Annotated in this window: 20 protein-coding genes; 12 read left to right on the top strand and 8 right to left on the bottom strand. The window is 64.5% G+C overall.

All coding sequences use genetic code 11. The annotated features are described in order from the left end of the window. Window positions 1–21: 21 nt before the first annotated feature. From AAFG13_RS15325 to AAFG13_RS15315, 3 genes are read left to right on the top strand one after another with little or no spacing between them, the layout of a single operon-like run. Window positions 22–396 carry a hypothetical protein gene (locus AAFG13_RS15325; protein WP_342712507.1) on the top strand — a complete coding sequence of 125 codons (375 nt, stop codon included), beginning with the start codon at window positions 22–24 and terminating at the stop codon, window positions 394–396. Between the two features lie 56 nt (window positions 397–452). Then, window positions 453–1,166, top strand: coding sequence for an SDR family oxidoreductase (locus AAFG13_RS15320; RefSeq protein WP_212310668.1), 714 nt, complete (start codon window positions 453–455; stop codon window positions 1,164–1,166). A gap of 49 nt (window positions 1,167–1,215) precedes the next feature. Further along, entirely contained in the window at window positions 1,216–1,698 is a 483-nt protein-coding gene (locus tag AAFG13_RS15315) for a MarR family transcriptional regulator (protein WP_212310667.1), read from the top strand. Between the two features lie 235 nt (window positions 1,699–1,933). Here AAFG13_RS15315 and pip read toward each other — a convergent pair whose 3' ends face one another. From pip to pqqA, 6 genes are all read right to left on the bottom strand, one after another. Then, entirely contained in the window at window positions 1,934–2,908 is a 975-nt protein-coding gene (gene pip / locus AAFG13_RS15310) for a prolyl aminopeptidase (protein ID WP_212310666.1), read from the bottom strand. Then, complete coding sequence (gene pqqE / locus AAFG13_RS15305; protein ID WP_212310665.1) at window positions 2,898–4,118, bottom strand: pyrroloquinoline quinone biosynthesis protein PqqE; 1,221 nt, start codon at window positions 4,116–4,118, stop codon at window positions 2,898–2,900. Before pqqE ends, pip begins: the two co-directional genes overlap by 11 nt. After that, the gene (gene pqqD / locus AAFG13_RS15300; protein WP_212310664.1) at window positions 4,115–4,423 is read right to left on the bottom strand and encodes a pyrroloquinoline quinone biosynthesis peptide chaperone PqqD; all 309 of its coding nucleotides are present in this window, start codon (window positions 4,421–4,423) and stop codon (window positions 4,115–4,117) included. Before pqqD ends, pqqE begins: the two co-directional genes overlap by 4 nt. A 64-nt stretch (window positions 4,424–4,487) precedes the next feature. Further along, window positions 4,488–5,243, bottom strand: a complete 756-nt coding sequence (pqqC, locus tag AAFG13_RS15295; protein ID WP_342713339.1) for a pyrroloquinoline-quinone synthase PqqC — start codon at window positions 5,241–5,243, stop codon at window positions 4,488–4,490. A 20-nt stretch (window positions 5,244–5,263) separates the two neighbouring features. Then, entirely contained in the window at window positions 5,264–6,193 is a 930-nt protein-coding gene (pqqB, locus tag AAFG13_RS15290) for a pyrroloquinoline quinone biosynthesis protein PqqB (protein WP_342712506.1), read from the bottom strand. A 171-nt stretch (window positions 6,194–6,364) separates the two neighbouring features. Further along, entirely contained in the window at window positions 6,365–6,445 is an 81-nt protein-coding gene (gene pqqA / locus AAFG13_RS15285; protein WP_035635412.1) for a pyrroloquinoline quinone precursor peptide PqqA, read from the bottom strand. Between the two features lie 325 nt (window positions 6,446–6,770). Between pqqA and AAFG13_RS15280 the strand changes: the two genes are divergently transcribed. From AAFG13_RS15280 to AAFG13_RS15245, 8 genes are all read left to right on the top strand, one after another. Next, entirely contained in the window at window positions 6,771–7,028 is a 258-nt protein-coding gene (locus AAFG13_RS15280; protein WP_021080047.1) for a hypothetical protein, read from the top strand. 183 nt (window positions 7,029–7,211) lie between these two features. Further along, window positions 7,212–8,486 carry a PQQ-dependent sugar dehydrogenase gene (locus AAFG13_RS15275; protein WP_342712505.1) on the top strand — a complete coding sequence of 425 codons (1,275 nt, stop codon included), beginning with the start codon at window positions 7,212–7,214 and terminating at the stop codon, window positions 8,484–8,486. Window positions 8,487–8,609: 123 nt separating this feature from the next. After that, window positions 8,610–9,179 (top strand): c-type cytochrome, encoded by a 570-nt coding sequence (locus AAFG13_RS15270; RefSeq protein ID WP_342712504.1) that lies wholly within the window; start codon window positions 8,610–8,612, stop codon window positions 9,177–9,179. 72 nt (window positions 9,180–9,251) lie between these two features. Further along, on the top strand, window positions 9,252–10,643 hold the full coding sequence (locus AAFG13_RS15265) for an amidase family protein (RefSeq protein WP_342712503.1): 1,392 nt from the start codon (window positions 9,252–9,254) through the stop codon (window positions 10,641–10,643). Window position 10,644: 1 nt separating this feature from the next. Continuing rightward, window positions 10,645–11,121 (top strand): glutathione peroxidase, encoded by a 477-nt coding sequence (locus AAFG13_RS15260; protein ID WP_342712502.1) that lies wholly within the window; start codon window positions 10,645–10,647, stop codon window positions 11,119–11,121. Then, entirely contained in the window at window positions 11,118–11,372 is a 255-nt protein-coding gene (locus AAFG13_RS15255) for a DUF3297 family protein (RefSeq protein ID WP_212310658.1), read from the top strand. The genes AAFG13_RS15260 and AAFG13_RS15255 overlap by 4 nt, the downstream gene beginning before the upstream one ends. 134 nt (window positions 11,373–11,506) lie before the next feature. Continuing rightward, window positions 11,507–12,676 (top strand): mandelate racemase/muconate lactonizing enzyme family protein, encoded by a 1,170-nt coding sequence (locus AAFG13_RS15250; RefSeq protein ID WP_342712501.1) that lies wholly within the window; start codon window positions 11,507–11,509, stop codon window positions 12,674–12,676. 165 nt (window positions 12,677–12,841) lie between these two features. Continuing rightward, entirely contained in the window at window positions 12,842–13,903 is a 1,062-nt protein-coding gene (locus AAFG13_RS15245) for a hypothetical protein (protein ID WP_342712500.1), read from the top strand. A gap of 167 nt (window positions 13,904–14,070) precedes the next feature. On the opposite strand, the gene AAFG13_RS15240 is transcribed toward AAFG13_RS15245, so the two are convergent. Together AAFG13_RS15240 and AAFG13_RS15235 are read right to left on the bottom strand one after the other, a co-directional pair. Further along, window positions 14,071–15,435, bottom strand: a complete 1,365-nt coding sequence (locus AAFG13_RS15240; protein ID WP_212310655.1) for a malonyl-CoA decarboxylase — start codon at window positions 15,433–15,435, stop codon at window positions 14,071–14,073. 158 nt (window positions 15,436–15,593) lie between these two features. Further along, window positions 15,594–16,394: a helix-turn-helix transcriptional regulator gene (locus AAFG13_RS15235; protein ID WP_342712499.1), complete on the bottom strand. Its 801-nt coding sequence runs from the start codon at window positions 16,392–16,394 to the stop codon at window positions 15,594–15,596. Between the two features lie 89 nt (window positions 16,395–16,483). Here AAFG13_RS15235 and AAFG13_RS15230 point away from each other — a divergent pair, with 89 nt between their 5' ends. Next, on the top strand, window positions 16,484–17,674 hold the full coding sequence (locus AAFG13_RS15230; RefSeq protein ID WP_176529719.1) for an MFS transporter: 1,191 nt from the start codon (window positions 16,484–16,486) through the stop codon (window positions 17,672–17,674). Window positions 17,675–17,871: the final 197 nt, after the last annotated feature.

Here is a 17,871-nt window from a genome sequence, read left to right as displayed (position 1 = left end):
AAGCCAGCATGAGTTTGAGAAATGTCCCATCCCCAAACCGAGCGCCATCCGTTTCTGGACGATCTGACTGCTGACGCGCAGCTGCTCAGCTCCGTCCTGCGCGGTCCCGTCACGGGACGCGACGCCATCCGACGCGTCGTCGATGCCGTCGGCACCTTCTCCGTGTCGCAAACACCGACCTTCGTGCAGGATGTCGGCTCGCGGCTTGTTCTCGAATACGAAGCCACGCTTACCAGCGGAGAGAAGCTGAGCGCAGCCGTGATCGTCGAGCACAATCCCGACGGATCGGTACCGCGCGTCAGTGTGCGGATGAGTCCGCTTGGCGCAGTGCTGTCCCTTGCCGCCGGCCTGCGCGAGCGGCTGTCGAAGCAACTGCCGGAAACTCTCGTTATCTAAACCAAAGAGGCTAGCAGCGCGAACAGCCTTTGACGAAATTGGAAAGGTAGACTGTCATGGATATCAAGAACGCAACCGTCTTCATCACTGGAGCCAATCGCGGCCTGGGCCTAGCCTTTGCACGTGAGGCACGTCGCCGCGGTGCCGCGAAAGTCTATGCGGGCATGCGCAAGACAGACGGCTTCAACGAGCCCGGCATCATCCCGGTCAAGATCGACGTCACCGATCCGACCTCAATCTCGGCTGCCGCCAAGTTGGCGGCCGATACGACGGTACTGATCAACAACGCCGGAGTTGCTGCTCTGATCGACGGGCCGCTGTCGACCGACGTCGTGGCGCAATCCGCCCGCATGTTCGATACCAACTATTATGGCGTCGTGCGCGTCACGCAGGCCTTCGAACCGATCCTGTCGACGAAGCCGAACGCCGCCATCGTCAACGTGCTCTCAGACATCGTGTGGCTGCCGCGGCCGATCTTGACGCCCTATGCCGCGTCAAAGGCGGCGGCCTGGAGCTACACCAACCAGCTTCGCTTTCATCTGCGCGAACGCGGCGTTCAGGTTCTCGGCCTGCATGTCGGGTTCGTGGACACCGACCTGACCAACGGCATTGACGTGCCGAAGGCGAGCCCCGAGGACGTGGTGCGCCAGACCTACGACGCCCTCGCCGCCGGCAAGAGCGAGGTGATGGCCGACAAAGGAACGGCGGTGCTGAAGAGCACGCTTGCGGCCGAGGAGCCCGGCTACATCACCCCGCCGCAAGGGTTTTGAGAGCATCGGCTGCGCCCGCGCCGCGCCTGTATTCGCGGCGCGGGCCGCGATGGAAACGAGAACAACAAGGAGTGTTGCCGTGAACAAGCCTCTGGGAGTCGATCAATGCAACTGCGCCGCCATGAGGAAGGCCAACCGGCAGATCTCGCGCTTCTATGACGCTCACCTCGAACCGTTTGGCCTGCGCATCACGCAGTTCCTCACCCTGGCGGCGCTGAACGAACTCGGCAGCGCCGCCGTCAACGCGCTCGCCGAGCAGCTCGACATCGAACGGACCGCCATGGGCAAGATGGTCGGCTTCCTGGAACGTGACGGCCTCGTTCGGATCCGGTCCTCGCCCACCGATGGACGAAGCCGCCTCATCGAGCTGACTGATGCCGGCCGCCGTCTTCACGACAAGGCCGCTCCGCTTTGGCAGCGTGCCCAGCGGGAGTTCGAGCAGCTGAACGGGGCGAAAAATGTCGCCGTGCTGCGAAAGGCCCTGCGCGACATGGTCGTCGGTAGCATCAAGCCGAGCTCATCGGAGGATTGAGCGCCGCCATTCGATCGAGAGCGCGCGGCTGCGATGCGTCGCCGGCACGAGGAAGGCCATACCGATTATTCGGCGGGCATCTTCACATCTTTAATCCTGATTGGACAGACGAAGCGGCAAACGACCTTGTACGACAAATCCAAAAGACCCCGGACGGACAGGTTGAACTCCTGTCGTCTTCACAGTCCGATTAGCCCGCCTTGCGGGCGCTCCAGTTTATGAGTACGCGCCCTGATCATTGTTTTGCCGCGAGATCCGCGATCGCCTTCATCACCGCGTTGCGGATGCCGGGATCGTAGAGGATGTGGCCGGCGCCATCGATGATGCGGACCTCGCTGCCCGGCCAGCGCGCGGCGAGCGCGTGCGAGGTCGCGGGCGGGCACAGCAGATCGTAGCGGCCCTGCACCAGGATGCCGGGAATGCCGGCGAGCTTGCCGGCCTCATCAATCAGCTGGTTGGGCCGCATGAAGCAATTGTTGGCGAAGTAATGGGCCTCCATGAACGGCGTCGAGGGCAGGGCGCCTGCTGTCTTCGTCAGGTCGAGCCGCGTCTGCTTCGGCGTGTGCTCCGACAGCGTGCGTTCGGTGTCGTGCCAGGCGCGTGCGGCCGGCGCATGCACGGCCATATCAGGATCGAGGATGCGGCGGTAATAGGCCGCAAGCGGCGCCGCACGCTCGTTCTCGGGCAGGAAGTTGAGGAAGTCCTCGGAGAGGCCGGGATAGAAGCGCGGCAAAGCGCGCTGGAAAACGTCTTCCAGCTCTTCGCTGGTGCCGAGAAACGTCGCGCGCAGTGCGAGCCCGCTGACCCGCTCGGGATGCGCCTGCGCATAGGCCAGCGCCAGCGTCGCGCCCCAGGAGCCGCCGACCACCATCCAGCGCGCGAAGCCGAAGCGTTCGCGGATCTTCTCCATGTCGGCGATCAAATGCTGCGTCGTGTTGTGGTCGCGGCTGCCCTTCGGCCGGCTGCGGCCGCAGCCGCGCTGGTCGAACAGCACGGCGTGAAAGCGCTCGGGATCGAACAGCCGGCGATGATCCGGCTGGCAGCCGCTGCCCGGGCCACCATGCAGATAGACCGCGGGGATGCCGCCTTCGCGTCCGACGCTCTCGACATGGAGGTCGTGGCCGTCGCCCACATCGAGCCATTCCGACGTCAGCGGAGCAAACGGATCGGCGCGCCTGGCAGCCTTGCCGGCATCGGCATCAGGCGCCATGAGGTTTGTCCTGGGGTTCGTCCGTCTCCAGCGTGCCGCCGGCGAAGTTGCGGTAGAGGAAGCGGTTCTGCGTGCCGGCGGATTCCCGCTCGGCCTGCTTGAAAATCTCCTCATGCCGCGGCGACAGCGCGCAGGCCGGGTCGGTGTTGCCGGCATCGCCGGTCAGCGCAAACGCCTGGCAGCGACAGCCGCCGTAGTCGATCTCGCGGAACTCGCAGCTCTTGCAGGGCTCCGGCATCCAGCCCGTGCCGCGATAGCGGTTGAAGGCCTCCGAGTTCTGCCAGATCCAGGCGATCGAATGGTTCGAGCGCACCGACTCGAATTCGAGCCCCGTGATGCTCTCGGCGGCATGGCACGGCAGCACCTTGCCGGCCGGCGAGATGTTGAAGAACTGGCGGCCCCAGCCGCCCATGCATTTCTTCGGCCGCAGCGCGTAGTAGTCCGGCACCACGTAGTCGATCGCGAGCGTGCCCTTCAGGCGCACTTGCGCTTCCTCGACGATCCGGCTGGTCTCCTCGATCTGCGCGATCGTCGGCATCAGCGCGGCGCGGTTCTTCAGCGCCCAGCCGTAATACTGCACGTTGGCGACTTCGAGCCGGTCGGCGTCGAGGTCGACCGCCATCTGGATGATGTCGGAGAGCTGATGCAGGTTCTGCCGGTGCATCACCGCATTCACCGTGAGCGGCATGTCAAGCTCGCGCGTCCATTTCGCGACTTCGAGCTTCTTGCGGTGCGCGTCCTTGAGGCCCGCAACGCGATCGGCAACCATGGGTTCATTGCCCTGGAAGCTGATCTGCACATGGCTGAGGCCGGCATCGGCCAGCGCCGACAGCTTGTCCCTGGTCAGCAGCACCGCCGAGGTGATCAGGTTGGAATACAGCCCGACATCGGTCGCGTGCCGCACCAGCTCGACGATGTCCTTGCGCGCGGTCGGCTCGCCGCCGGAGAAATGGATCTGCAGCACACCGAGCTCGGCAAGCTCGCTCAGCACCTTCTTCCATTCCTCGGTGGTGAGCTCGGTCGAGCCACGGTCGAGCTCGACCGGATTCGAGCAATACGGGCATTGCAACGGACAGCGGTGGGTGATCTCGAGCAGCACCGCGAGCGGGATGCCGTAGGTCTCGGCCGCCGAGCGCGTTTGCTCGAGCACCGCGAGCCCGTCGGTCGGGCCTGCTGTCGTTGTCTTGTTACCGGCGAGCGTATCACTCATGCTGTGCTCTCGCGCGCTTCGGTGAGAAAGCCCTTGTCGGCCAGATCCTGCAACATCGCGATCACGTCGGTCGCGATCGCCTCGCGCGGCGCGGCGTATTTTTCCGCGAGCTGGTCCACCATCTGGGCGACACTGCGCACGCCGTCGCAGAGCTGCAGCACCTCGACCGCGATTTCATCGGGCGCCAGCACGCGCTCCGGCGCCAGGATCACCCAGACCTGCCGCGTCTCGTCGAATTTCAGCTTGGTATGGCGCGGCAGTTTCGGCCGGCTGGTCTCGCTGACGCTGATGTTGCGGCTGGCCATGTTACGTCTCTTTATTTGAGCATGATCTTTCGGAAAACCGGTTCCCACTTTTCCGGATCATGCTCTAGCTCGTCTTCGGCACGAAGGCGCCGGGCGGAATATGGCCCTCGACATAGGCGTGATAAAGCGCGTCGAGCTGCACCCACAGCACGTTGGTCTTGAAGATCAGCGCATTGCAGACCGCCTCGCGCTCGGCGGGCGTCCTGGCATGCTGCTTGACGTAGTCGAGCGCGAAGCCGGCGTCGCGCGGCGCCTGGGTCAGGCGGCGGCTGAAATAACTCATGATGTCGGGATTGACGAAGTCGTAATGCTTCAGCATCCCCGAGATGCGCTCCTCGTGCAGGTTCGGCGCGAACAATTCGGTGAGCGAGGAGGCGATCGCCTCCAGCGGCGTGCGGTCGCGGCAGAAATGCACATAGGCTTCCACGGCAAAGCGCGTCGCCGGCAGGATGCCTTCGGTGGACTCGACATAGGCGGTGTCGAGGCCGAGGCCTTCGGTCAGCTTCAGCCAGCGCTCGATGCCGCCTTCATTGCCGAGATCGCCGTCATGGTCCTCGATGCGGTGTCGCCACTCGACCCGCGTCATGCGGTCGCGGAAGCGTGTCATCACCATCGCGTCCTTCAGCGGGATCGTGCTCTGGTAGTAGTAACGGTTCAGTGCCCAGGCCTGGACCTGGCCCTTGTTGAGCTTGCCGCCGTGCAGCAGACGGTGGAACGGGTGCAGGCTGTGATAGCGCGTTGCGCCGATCGTGCGCAGCACAGATTCCATCGCCTCGGCGCTATCGAGCGTGATGCCCTTGCCGATCGAGAGCGCGGTCATTCCAGAGCTAGGCACGACATTCACAGCACGATCTCCGTTCCGTCGGCGGGAATCTGCCAACCCGCCTGTTCGGCCGTCTTGCGTTCGGCCGAGGTCCCAAGCAGCGCCGGGTTGGAGTTGTTGATATGCAAAAACACTTTTCGTCCGATGTCGAGCCCGGCGAGGCTCGCGATCGCACCCTGATCGCCCGACATCGCGATATGTCCCATGCCCTGGCCGGTCTTGTTGCCAAGGCCCGCCGCGATCAGCTCGTCGTCGCGCCACACCGTGCCGTCGAAGAACACCAGCGGCGCGCCCTTGAGCCGTGACTTCAGGTCGTCGGTCACCCGGGCGCAGGCGGCCAGGAAGTAGAAGTATTTGCCGCTGCGCTTGTCCGCAATACGCAGGCCCAGCGTATCGCCGACGCCGTCGGCACCCGCCGGATGCGCCTTGCCCTCGAGATACCAGGCGCCCTTGCCGGGAACCTCGAACGGCAGCACCTCGAGCCCGGACGGCGATCCGTCGGGCAGGGCCGGCTCGAAGGCCTGGTCGACCGCGATCGGCCGGCGGGCGACGTTCTTTTCGCTCAGCACGTTGAAGATGCTGTTCGCGCGCAGGATCGCCAGCACCCGCTCATGGGCGTAGATCGCGAACGGCGAGCCTTCGCGCATCGACAACAGCCCGGCGACGGCATCAATCTCGCTATTGGTGAGGATGACGCCCGCGATCGGGCTGTGGCGCAGGGCGCCGTGCTTCGGATGTAGCTGCGGCGTCGCGATCAGCTGCTGACGCAGATCCGGGGAAGCGTTGACCAGGAACCAGTGCGCGCCATCGCCGCTGACGGCAATCGAGGCCTGCGTGCTCTGCAATTCGGGATGGTCGCTTCGCGCCGTCCTGCAGACGGCACAGCCGCAGTTCCACTGCGGAACGCCGCCACCCGCCGCGGCACCCAGGACGACGACACGAAGCATGATCCGTCCCCTGGAGACGTTAACTCGGACCCATCAACTCGGCCCAACAACCTGGACCCAGAAACGTTACGAGGTGGACCCCGGCTTGGAACACACCCCCATGCTCGGGAGCGCGTTACGCCCGGATGTCCACCTGCGCTAAAACGCTAAACGTGTATAGGGCGCTGCCGCTTACTTGCGGGTGGCGCACATATACATGTTGATTTCCATGCCGACCGACACTTCGACGATCTTCGGTGCTTTCCAGGCCATTAGGCTCTCCTTGTTGCAACCGGACGAACTTTCCGCCCTGGAGGTTAAACTACTGCGGTTCGAAAAGTTCGCCACTTAAATTTTTCGCAAGCGGCCCTGCGGAAGCGCATGCTGCACTGCGGGAAGCAAATCCGACCCGCTCACAAATTTGTGCGCGCATTTCCCGTCAAAACCCGGTGGGATCAGACCTTTTTCCTGTTGTTCGCCACACGGTGAATGGTGATCTTGGACTATGAGACAGGGGCCATTCGATCCTCCGAAGGTCCTGATGACGATTCTGTGCTTCCCCGTGACGGGAAGCGACTAACCGAGCCGAGTTCTGCCGATGCCACGCTATTTCTTCAACACCCGTATCGGCGACGAGCTGATCTCCGATCCCGATGGTGAAATCCTGCGGGATCCGGATCGTGCATGGGAGATGGCGCGGGCGATGATTCGCGAACTGCTCAAGACCGAGGGTGCCGACGGCGCGCTGCTCAGCGCGGTGATCGAGGTGACCGACGACGAGGGCGAGATCGTGCTGGAGTTTCCGTTCACGGAGGCCATTCTCGATCGCCCTGATCATTCGATGACAAGGCACTGAGAGACACCGACACCGAGGCACACCGACACGATCGCGTGGCCACAACCATGCGTTGGCCGATGTCAGCATGTTTCCGATTGCAATTGTCCGGACAAATTCGCAAGACTATGAACGGAAAGCCGAATAGCGCCGGTCGACGTTAATGGCGCAGTCAACAACGGCTTCCACCCAGGGGAGACCATCATGAAAAAACACTCGTTCGCACCGCGCAGCCTGCTGCTCGCGGGGGCCATGCTGGGGGCGTTCACGCTCTCCGCTGCGGCGCAACAGCCGGCGGCCGCGCCCGCCGCAGATGCCGCGCCGGCCGCCCAGCCGCTGCCGCCGGGCTCGCCCATGATCGGGCGTCCGGACAATGAAGCCGCCGCCAAGCTCGCGCCGGTGGCGCCGCCGCCGCTGCCGTCCGCGCCCGACAAGCTGCCGCTCGCCAAGCTCAAGGTGCCGGCCGGCTTCAATGTCGAGGTCTATGCCGCCGGCATGGCCAATGCGCGTTCGTTGGCGCTCGGCGACAAGGGCACCGTGTTCGTCGGCAGCCGGCTTGTTGACAAGGTCTATGCGATCGTCAACAAGGACGGCAAACGCTCGGTCAAGGTGATCGCCTCCGGCCTCTACCGTCCGAACGGCGTCGCCTTCAAGGATGGCACGCTCTACATCGCCGAGCTCTCGAAGGTCTCCAAGATCGACAAGATCGAGGACAATCTGGACAACCCGCCGAAGCCGACCGTCATCTACGACAAGCTGCCGAAGGACGAGGCGCATGGCTGGAAGTTCATCGCCGTCGGTCCCGACAACAAGCTCTATGTCCCGGTCGGCCAGCCCGGCAACAACGTGCTGCACGACGCCGACCATGGCCAGATCCGCCGCATGAATCTCGACGGCTCCGGCGCCGAGGTCTACGCGCTCGGCGTGCGCAACTCGGTCGGCTTCGACTGGAATCCCGAGACCAAGCAGATGTACTTCACCGACAACGGCCGCGACTGGCTGTCGGAGACCGTGCCGGAAGACGAGCTCAACCGCGTCACCAAGGCGGGCGAGGATTTCGGCGCGCCTTACTGCTACCAGGGCAACATCATCGACCAGGAGCTCGGCTGGGGCAAGAACTGCAAGGACTACACCGCGCCGGTCGGCCTGATGGGTCCGCATACCGCCTCGCTCGGCATGCGCTTCTACACCGGAAGCCAGTTCCCGAAGGCCTACAAGAACGCGATCTTCGTCGCGCGTCACGGCTCCTGGAACAAGTCGCAGAAGCAGGGCGGTGACGTCGTCGTCGTCAAGCTGAACAAGGACGGCACCGTGAAGTCGGTCGAGCCGTTCATGACCGGCTTCCTCGAGGACAACAAGTATGTCGGCCGTCCGGTCGACGTGATGCTGCTGAAGGACGGCTCGCTGCTCGTCTCCGACGACTGGAACGGCGCGGTCTATCGCATCAGCTACGGCAAGCCGAAGGTCGCCAACCAGTAAGCTGATGTAGCTCAGTCACCGTCATTGCGAGCGAAGCGAAGCAATCCAGTCTGCCCCTTGCGGCGATATGGATTGCTTCGTCCCTTCGCTCCTCGCAATGACGCTACATGCCAGGAGAGGCCAATGCACAAAACAATCATCGCAGTCCTGGCGCTGGCCGCTCTCAGCTTCTCCGCAAACGCCGAGACCATCCAGGAGCGCACCGTCGCGTGCTTTGCCTGCCATGGCGAGCATGGCACGTCGGAAACCGAGAACACGCCTTCGCTCGGCGGCCAGCAGGCGCCCTATGCGCTGATCCAGCTCTTCATGTTCCGCGAGAAGCTCAGGATATTCGACCCGATGAACGAGATGGCGAAGTCGATGACCGACGACGATCTGCGCATCTTCTCGGATTTCATCGCCACCTTGCCGAAGCCTGTGCCGCCCGCTGATGCCGGCGATCCGGCGCGGATGGCGCGCGGGCAGGCGCTGGCGCAGCAGAACCGCTGCAACAGCTGCCACAACACCGATTTTTCGGGCAAGGACAATGTCCCCCGGATCGCCAACCAGCGCGAGGACTACCTCGCCAAGACGCTGGCCGAATACAAGGACAACAGCCGCCACGGCTACGACGCCACCATGGCGGACGTGATGCAGACGGTCACCAAGGAGCAGATCGGCGACCTTGCCTATTACATCGCGCATGTCCGCTGAAACATCAGGCGGCGGGCCGCTGGCCTTGGCTTGCGTGCGGCGCTAAAACGCCTGCGTCATACGGAGTGTCTCATGCAGGATATTTGGCGTCTGTCGGCGGCTGAACTCGCCTCCCTCATCAAATCCAAGAAGGTGTCAGCGAAAGAAGCGGCCGAGGCCGGGCTCGCCCGGCTCGACGCGGTCAACCCCAAGATCAACGCGGTGGTCGATCACCGGCCGGACGACGTGCTGGCGCAGGCCGCCAAGATCGATGCGGCAATTGCGCGCGGTGAGGCGGTCGGGCCGCTTGCCGGCGTGCCTGTTACCATCAAGGTCAATGTCGACCAGGAGGGCTACGCCACCACCAACGGGCTGAAGGCGCAGCGCGACCTGATCGCCAAGGTCGATAATCCCGTGGTCGCCAATCTGCGCAAGGCTGGCGCGGTGCTGCTCGGGCGCACCAATTGTCCGGCGGTCTCCTATCGCTGGTTCACCACCAATCTCATTCACGGCGACACCAAGAACCCGCGCGATCCCGGCATCACGCCGGGCGGCTCGTCGGGCGGCGCGGGCTCCGCGGTCGCCGCCGGCATCGGCCACATTGCGCATGGCACCGATATCGCGGGCTCGGTCCGCTATCCGGCCTATGCCTGCGGCGTGCACGGCCTGCGGCCGAGCATGGGCCGCATCCCCGCCTTCAATGCGGCAGTGCCGGAACGTCCGATCGGCCCGCAGATCAGCGCGGTGTCGGGCCCGCTGGCGCGCACCGTCAACGATCTGCGCATCTCGCTCGCCGCGATGTCGGCGCCGGACTATCGCGATCCCTGGTACGCGCCGGTGCCGCTCGATGGACCGCCGCGCGAGAAGCGCGTTGCGATGTGCCTCAATCCCGATGGCCTCAACCCGGTGCCGGAAGTGGTCGCCGCGGTGGCGGACGCCGGCAAGCGCTTGCGCGACGCCGGCTGGATTGTCGAGGAGATCGCCGACACACCGTCGTTGCGCGAGGCAGCCGAGATCCAGACCCGGCTCTGGCTCGGCGACGGTTACGAGGCGCAGCTCGCGTTCGCAGAACGCGAGGGCGATCCCGGCGCGCTGGCCTGCCTGCGCGGCGTCCGCTCAAAAGTGCATCCGTTCGACCTGTCGCAGGCGCTGACCCGCCGCGCGACCTTGACCCGCGAATGGTTTGCCTTCCTCGACAAATATCCGGTGCTGCTGATGCCGGTCTCCGGCGAGCTGCCGTTCCCCGATCATCTCGACCGCAAGGACGAGGCGTCGTTCGCGCGGGTGTGGCACGCGCAGCTGCCGCAGATTGCGATCCCCTTCATGGGGCTTCCCGGGCTCGTCGTCTCCACCGGCCTCGTCGGGCGGATTCCGGTTGGTGTGCAACTGGTCGCTGGCCGCTACCGCGAGGATCTCTGTCTTGCCGCGGGTGAAGCGGTGGAAGCCGGCGGCGCGCCGTCGTCGCCAATCGATCCGGTGATTTAAAATGGCAACCGTCTACGATTTCACCGCCACGTCGCTCACAGGCGACGAGGTGCCGCTGCAGCGGTTCGAGGGGCAGGTGCTGCTGATCGTGAACACGGCGAGCGCCTGCGGGTTCACGCCGCAATACAAGGGCCTGCAGGAGCTGCACGCCGGCCTGTCAGCACGCGGCTTTGCCGTGCTCGGCTTTCCCTGCAACCAGTTCGGCGCGCAGGAGCCGGGCGATGCCAAACAGATCGCCGCGTTCTGCGAGACCAACTACGCCGTGACGTTTCCGATGTTCGCCAAGATCGACGTCAATGGCTCAGCTGCGCATCCATTGTACGAGCATCTGAAACGTGAGAAGTCGGGCCTGCTCGGGCCGGCGATCAAATGGAACTTCACCAAGTTCCTGGTCGATCGCTCCGGCAAGGTCGTGGCGCGCCATGCGCCGACCGCCCGGCCCGAAGGATTGAAGAAGGAAATCGAGGCGCTGCTATGAGCGACGACACCAACGACCAATTTCCCGACCGCCTCTCGGTCGATCCGAACAGCCCTTACTACAACGCGGAGATTCTTTCGCGTGATGTCGGCATCCGGTTCAAGGGTACCGAGAAGACCAATGTCGAGGAGTACTGCATCAGCGAAGGCTGGGTGCGGGTCACCGCCGGCAATGCCAAGGACCGCTACGGCAATCCGCTGACCATCAAGGTGCACGGGCCGGTCGAGCCGTATTTCCGGGATAAGAAGTAGAGCTTGTCATTGCGGGGCACGCGAAGCGTGAACCCGGAATCTCGAGATTCCCCGATGCGCAATTGCGCATCTGAGGTTCGATGCTTTGCATCGCCCCGGAATGACGTGCCTAACAAACTGCGAAAGCGATTCCCATGTCCGTCCGCATCGTCGACGTCCGCGAGGTGACAAAACCGATCTCCTCGCCGATCCGCAACGCCTATATCGACTTCACCAAGATGACCACGAGCCTGGTCGCCGTGGTCACCGATGTGGTGCGCGACGGCAGGCAGGTGGTCGGCTACGGCTTCAATTCCAACGGCCGTTACGGGCAGGGCGGGCTGATCCGCGAGCGCTTTGCGCCGCGGCTGCTCGAGGCCGATCCGAAATCGCTGCTCGATAGCTCCGGCGACAACCTTGATCCGGACAAGGTCTGGTCGACGCTGATGTCGAACGAGAAGCCGGGCGGCCATGGCGAGCGTTCGGTCGCGGTCGGCACCATCGACATGGCGGTGTGGGACGCGGTGGCGAAGATCGCCGGCAAGCCGCTGTTCCGGCTGCTTGCCGAGCGTCACGGGCTATCAGCCAATCCGCGCGTGTTCGTCTATGCTGCCGGCGGCTATTACTATCCGGGCAAGGACCTCGGCGCGTTGCGCAAGGAGATGCGCGGCTATCTCGACCGCGGCTACAACGTCGTGAAGATGAAGATCGGCGGCGCGCCGCTCGCTGAGGATCGCGAGCGCATCGAGGCGGTGCTGAAGGAAATCGGCCGCGACGCGCAGCTCGCGGTCGACGCCAACGGCCGCTTCGATCTGGAGACCGCGATCGCCTATGCCAAGATGCTGCGGGAGTATCCGCTGTTCTGGTACGAGGAGGCCGGCGATCCACTCGATTATGCTTTGCAGGCCGCGCTCGCCGAGTTCTATCCGGGCCCGATGGCGACCGGCGAGAACCTGTTCAGCCACCAGGATGCGCGGAACCTGATCCGCTACGGCGGCATGCGGCCGGACCGCGACTGGCTGCAATTCGACTGCGCGCTGTCCTACGGGCTCTGCGAGTATCAGCGGACGCTCGCGGTGCTGAAGACCTACGGCTGGTCGCCGAGCCGCTGCATCCCGCATGGTGGCCACCAGATGTCGCTCAACATCGCGGCCGGCCTCGGCCTTGGCGGCAATGAAAGCTATCCCGACCTGTTCCAGCCCTATGGCGGGTTCCCGGACGGCGTGCGCGTCGAGGGCGGCCACATCGTCATGCCCGACCTTCCCGGCATCGGCTTCGAGGGCAAGTCCGACCTCTATGCGGAAATGAAGGCGCTGGCGGCGTAGCCGGTGCCCATCCGGCCAGGCTGGTCGGCGCGAGTCCGCTTGCAAACAAAAATGAGCGTCGCTCAATAAAATATTGAACGTTGCTCACGTTCCGGTATACTCATGCTGGAGAGACGCCCCTTTCCGGGTCACTGGGGGGAGGCGCGGAATCGTGAGGACAGCCGCATGCCATATTCAGCGAAAAATCTCCGGGACGCCGCCGATGCCGGGGTGATCAGCGCCGCTGATCTGGACCGGTTACTCGCCTTCCTGGCGAGCCATGACGGGCAGGGCGCGGCTGATGACGCAAGCCCGGCGGCCAGGTTCGATGCCGCCCATGTGCTCTGGTACGCCGGCGCGCTGATCGTGATCGGCGCCATGGGCCTGTTCTCGACCCTGGCGTTCACCCAGATGGGCGGCCGGGCGCTGACGGCCTGCGCGATCGCCTACGCCACCGCTTTCGCGGTGGCTGGTCACCACCTCTGGTACGGCAGGGATCTGCGGGTTCCCGGCGGCCTGCTGATTGCGATCGCGGTCTCGATGGCGCCGCTTGCGGTCTACGGCATCCAGGACGAGCTCGGCTGGTGGGGCAAGTTCGGCAAGCCCGGAACCGTGCAGGATTTCTACGTCTGGGTGAAGGGCAGCTGGATCTTCATGGAGGTCGCAACCGTTGCCGCCGGAATCGTCGCGCTGCGCTACTTCCGCTTCGCCTTCATCGTCGCGATCATCGCGTTCGCGCTGTGGTTCATGTCGATGGATCTGGCGCCATGGTTCAGCGGCACGAATTATGCCGACTTCGAGACGCGGCGCCGCGTGTCGGTGTGGTTCGGATTGGCCGTCCTCGCGGTGGCCTGGATCGTCGACTATCGCAGCCGCAATGGTGACTTTGCGTTCTGGCTGCATCTGTTCGGCCTGATGGCGTTCTGGGGCGGCATTACCGCGTCCGAAGGGTCAACCGAACTCTCGAAGGCGGTTTATTGCCTGCTCAACGTCGGTCTCGTCGCGGTTGCCGTGATCCTGATGCGGCGCGCCTATGCGGTGTTCGGCGCGTTCGGCATCTGCATTTATCTCGGACATCTCGCCGACGTCGTCTTCAAGGACTCGCTGTGGTTTCCGTTCTCGCTGTCGCTGATCGGAATTGCCGTGATCGCCGCAGGCCTGCTCTACCATCGCAACGAGCGTGCGATCGCCGCCTGGCTCGAGGCGCATCTGCCGGCGGGGCTGCGTCCGCGGTCCGCAACCGCGTGACGGCGTCCTCACCGCTTCGCCGATGGCGAAGTTCCAAGACGCCGTCATTGCGAGGAGCCAACGGGTCGCGCGAACGCGCGCCCGATGACAGGCTCCGCGACGAAGCAATCCATCCATCGCGTACGTCGATGGGTGGATTGCTTCGCTTCGCTCGCAATGACGGATAACTACGACAGCCGCATGTCGAGCAGCCGCCGGCCTTCGCCCTTCAAGAGCTTCTTCACCGCGCTCGAGGCGATCACCTCGCCATTGTTGGCGTAGGCCTCGTGGTTCTTCTCGATGTCGTCGAGGCGGTAGAGGTAGTTGACCATGACGCCGGCGGATTCGCGCAGGCCCTTGGGCGAGAGGTCGCCGAGCCAGTTGATCCGCTCCAGCCGTGCGCCGTTGCCGAGATGGAAGCGCGCGACCGAATCGATCTGCCGTCCCTTCGGCGTCCGTGCCTTCAGGAAGTAATAGGCGGCGAGCGGCTCCAGCACGGCGCGCAACTGCGTGGCGAGCTCGGCGTTCTCGAACCAGTCGGGCTTGCCGAGGCTTTCCAGCAGCTGACGGTCCTCATCGGTGAGCGGCACGTCATCGGCCTGCTTCACCCATTGCATGAAGCCCGGCACCGGCGACAGCGTCACGAAATTGTCGAGCCTGGGCAATTCGCGGCGCAATTCCTCGACCACCTGCTTGATCAGGAAGCTGCCGAAGGAGATGCCGCCCAAACCGCGCTGGGTGTTCGAGATCGAATAGAACACCGCGGTGCGGGCGCGCTCGACCGGCACCGGCTCGCGCTCTTCCGCAAGCAGCGGCGCGATCGCGCCCGGAATGGCTTCGGTCAGCGCGACCTCGACGAAGATCAACGGCTCGTCGGCCAGCGCCGGGTGGAAGAAGGCGTAGCAGCGGCGATCAATGGGATCGATGCGGCGGCGCAGATCGTCCCAGTCGCGGATCTCGTGCACGGCCTCATAGCGGATGATCTTCTCCAGAATATTGGCCGGCGACGACCAGTCTATCCTGCGCAGCACGAGGAATCCCCTGTTGAACCAGGACGAGAGCAGATGCACCACGTCGCGGTCGAGCGCTGCGAGGTCCTTGTTGCCCTTCATCAATGAAAGCAGATCCGAGCGGATCGACACCAGCTCGCCGGTGCCGCCCGGCGCGCGGTTGAGCCGGCGAATCAATTCCTGGCGGCGCGGCTCGGAGGCGAAATGCAGGTCGCTGGCGTCGCCGCCATTGGCCTTGTCATCCGCCTTGGCGCGCCAGCTCTCGATCGCCTGCGCCAGTCTGGCGTGATCGGGGCCGAAATCGCGGGCCAGCGTCTGGAAGAACGACAGGCGGCCGGCGGCATCGAGGTGGTGGTAGCGGTCGAGCACTTCGCGCGCCATCGCGGTGCCGGAGGCCTCGCCCCGGCCGGACAGCAGCGCCTCGCACAATTCCAGAAGTTCGGACGCATCCTGCTTGTCGTCGGCCGGGCTGGCGCGGCCGAGCAGGACGCGGCCGCGTTCGGAAATCGTCGAGAGCAGGTCGGAGAAGAAGGCGTTGGCCATGTGCGGGTCGTATCCAGCGGGTCGTATTCAGTGAAGCCAGACCTTACACGGGATTTAAGGTCGGGAGGACTGCAATCAAGCGCTAGGATCGTACGGAAATATGTCGCAACGCGACAACGGTATAATTCGTCATCGCTACGGGTGGTGACAAACCCCGTTCACGTTTTCTCGGCGAACGCGGTCGGTGTCTTGCCGGTGACCTGACGGAACGCATGGGAAAATGCCGGCACGCTGGCATAGCCGAGGTCGGAGGCGACCTGCTTGACCGAAATATTCGCGCTGGTCGACAGGCGTTCGATCGCGGCGGCGATGCGGGCGCGCTGGCACCAGCTCTTGAAGGACAGTTGCGTCTCCGCCGAGAACAATCGCGACAGCGTCCGCGCCGAGGTGCCGACCGTGCGCGCCAGCGCATCGATCTCATGGTCCTTGGTCGGATCGGCCAGCACGATGTCGGCGGCGCGGCGGCAGCGCGGCTCCTGCGGCAGCGGGATGAAGGTTGCGGAATCCTCGGCCTGGTGCAGTTCCAGCATCACGAGCCTGATCAGGAGGTCGGTGCGCTCGCGTCCGCATGCGGCGTCGAACAGCGCAAGGATCGCCTGGTGCACCAGCGGCGACACCCGCACCACGAATTCATGGCCGAGGCTGTCGCTGCGCGCTTCGCGGGCGAGCCAGGCCCGGTCGAAATACAGCGTGCGCATCTCGATATCGGCGAGCACGTCGATCGCGTGCGGGAGCAGAGCAGGGACCCACACCGCGCGGTCCGGCGGCACCAGCCAGCGGCCCTTCGGCGTCGTCACCTGCATGGTGCCGCTGGCGGCATAGACCAGTTGCGCCTCGCGGTGCATGTGCGGGTCGAGGCGGACGCCCTTTTGGTAGCTGCGCGCGACCATGTGCACCCCGTCGCCGGTGACGCGCCGGTCCTTGTGGAGGGCTCTTATTGGCGGCTCAGCGATAGTCATTGGCGACATCCCGTCAGAACAAGGACCTATAACCTATTTTCGAGCAATTGAAGAATCGCGTGAGAGACGTGCCAGTGAAAGATCTGCCCATGAGCAGCCCCACCAACAGTCCAAGCCGGGTGATCAGCTTCGTCAACGCCGGCCATTTCATCGATCACTACGCGATGCTGATTTTCGCGGCCGCCGTCATCATCATGGGCCCGGCGCTCGGCATGGCCTATTCGGAACTGCTGCCCTATGCGACGCCGGGCTTCATCGCCTTCGGTGCCGGTTCGCTGATCACGGGCTGGCTCGGCGATCGCTGGAGCCGGCGCCACATGATGGTGATCTTCTTCGTCGGCATCGGCCTGTCGATGATCTCGGTCGGCTTCGTGCAGACGCCGCTGCAGCTCGGCGCCGCGCTGCTTGCGATCGGCATCTTCGCCTCGATCTACCATCCGGTCGGTACCGCGATGATCGTGTCCTATGCCGAGAAGCTCGGCGCCCAGATGGGGATCAACGGCGTCTGGGGCAATCTCGGCGTCGCCTCCTCGGCGCTGGTCACCGGCGTGATCGGCCAGTATCTCGGCTGGCGCTGGGCCTTCATCGTGCCCGGCACGGTCACCGTACTGGTCGGCATCGCCTTCGCGATGACGGTGGTGCATGAGGACCGCAAGGGCTCCCGGCAGGCCGCAGCCCAGGTGCGGGTCGCCAAGGAGGACATGTGGCGCGTGGTGCTGTCGCTGCTGATCGTGGTGATCGCGATCTCGACCACCTTCAACGCGGTCACGGTGGCGCTGCCGAAGCTGTTCGCCGAGCGGCTCGCCGATCTGACCAGAAGCCCGGCGCTGCTCGGCGTGATCGCGGCCGGGGTCTATGTGTTCGGCGCGATGACGCAGTACACGATCGGCAAGCTGCTCGATAGGCATTCGCTGAAGACGGTGGCGCTGCCGCTGTCGTTCATGCTGGCGCCGTTCCTCTATCTGGCGGCGAGCCTGTCCAACCTGCCGCTGATCGTGGTCTCGATCGGGATCGTGATGGGGGCGTTCGGCCAGGTCACGGTGAACGATGCCATGGTCGGCAAGTACACGACCGAGGAATGGCGCTCGCGCGCCTATGCGGTGCGCTACTTCGTCGGCTTCACCGCCGCGGGCGCCTCCGTCGGCCTGGTGGCCTGGCTGTACGACCAGGGCGGCTTCTCGATGATGCTGCGCGCTTTCGCGGCACTGTGCCTGCTGGCGATTGCGGCTGCGATCATTCTGCCGCGCGAGATCCGGACGCCCGCCACGCAGGCGGGGTGACGTCCTGACGGTTTGCCGCGCCATTTCGGCTTGAAATAGGCCACCGCGCCCATCCGCCCCCAGCGGATGGCGCTTTTTCGCGCATCGCACAATTGTATCCATAAACTTTGTCCAGACCCGGCGGTGTGGTACGCTCCACACGGGCCTTCGGGCCCAAGGCGCCGGTTGCGCCGATCACTGCCATTTGTGGTTCGTGG

This window comes from Bradyrhizobium sp. B124 (genome assembly GCF_038967635.1).
In the GTDB taxonomy this organism is placed as follows: domain Bacteria; phylum Pseudomonadota; class Alphaproteobacteria; order Rhizobiales; family Xanthobacteraceae; genus Bradyrhizobium.
The sequence above is the reverse complement of the archived record's forward strand: the minus strand, read 5'-3'. Positions and strand labels throughout refer to the sequence as shown.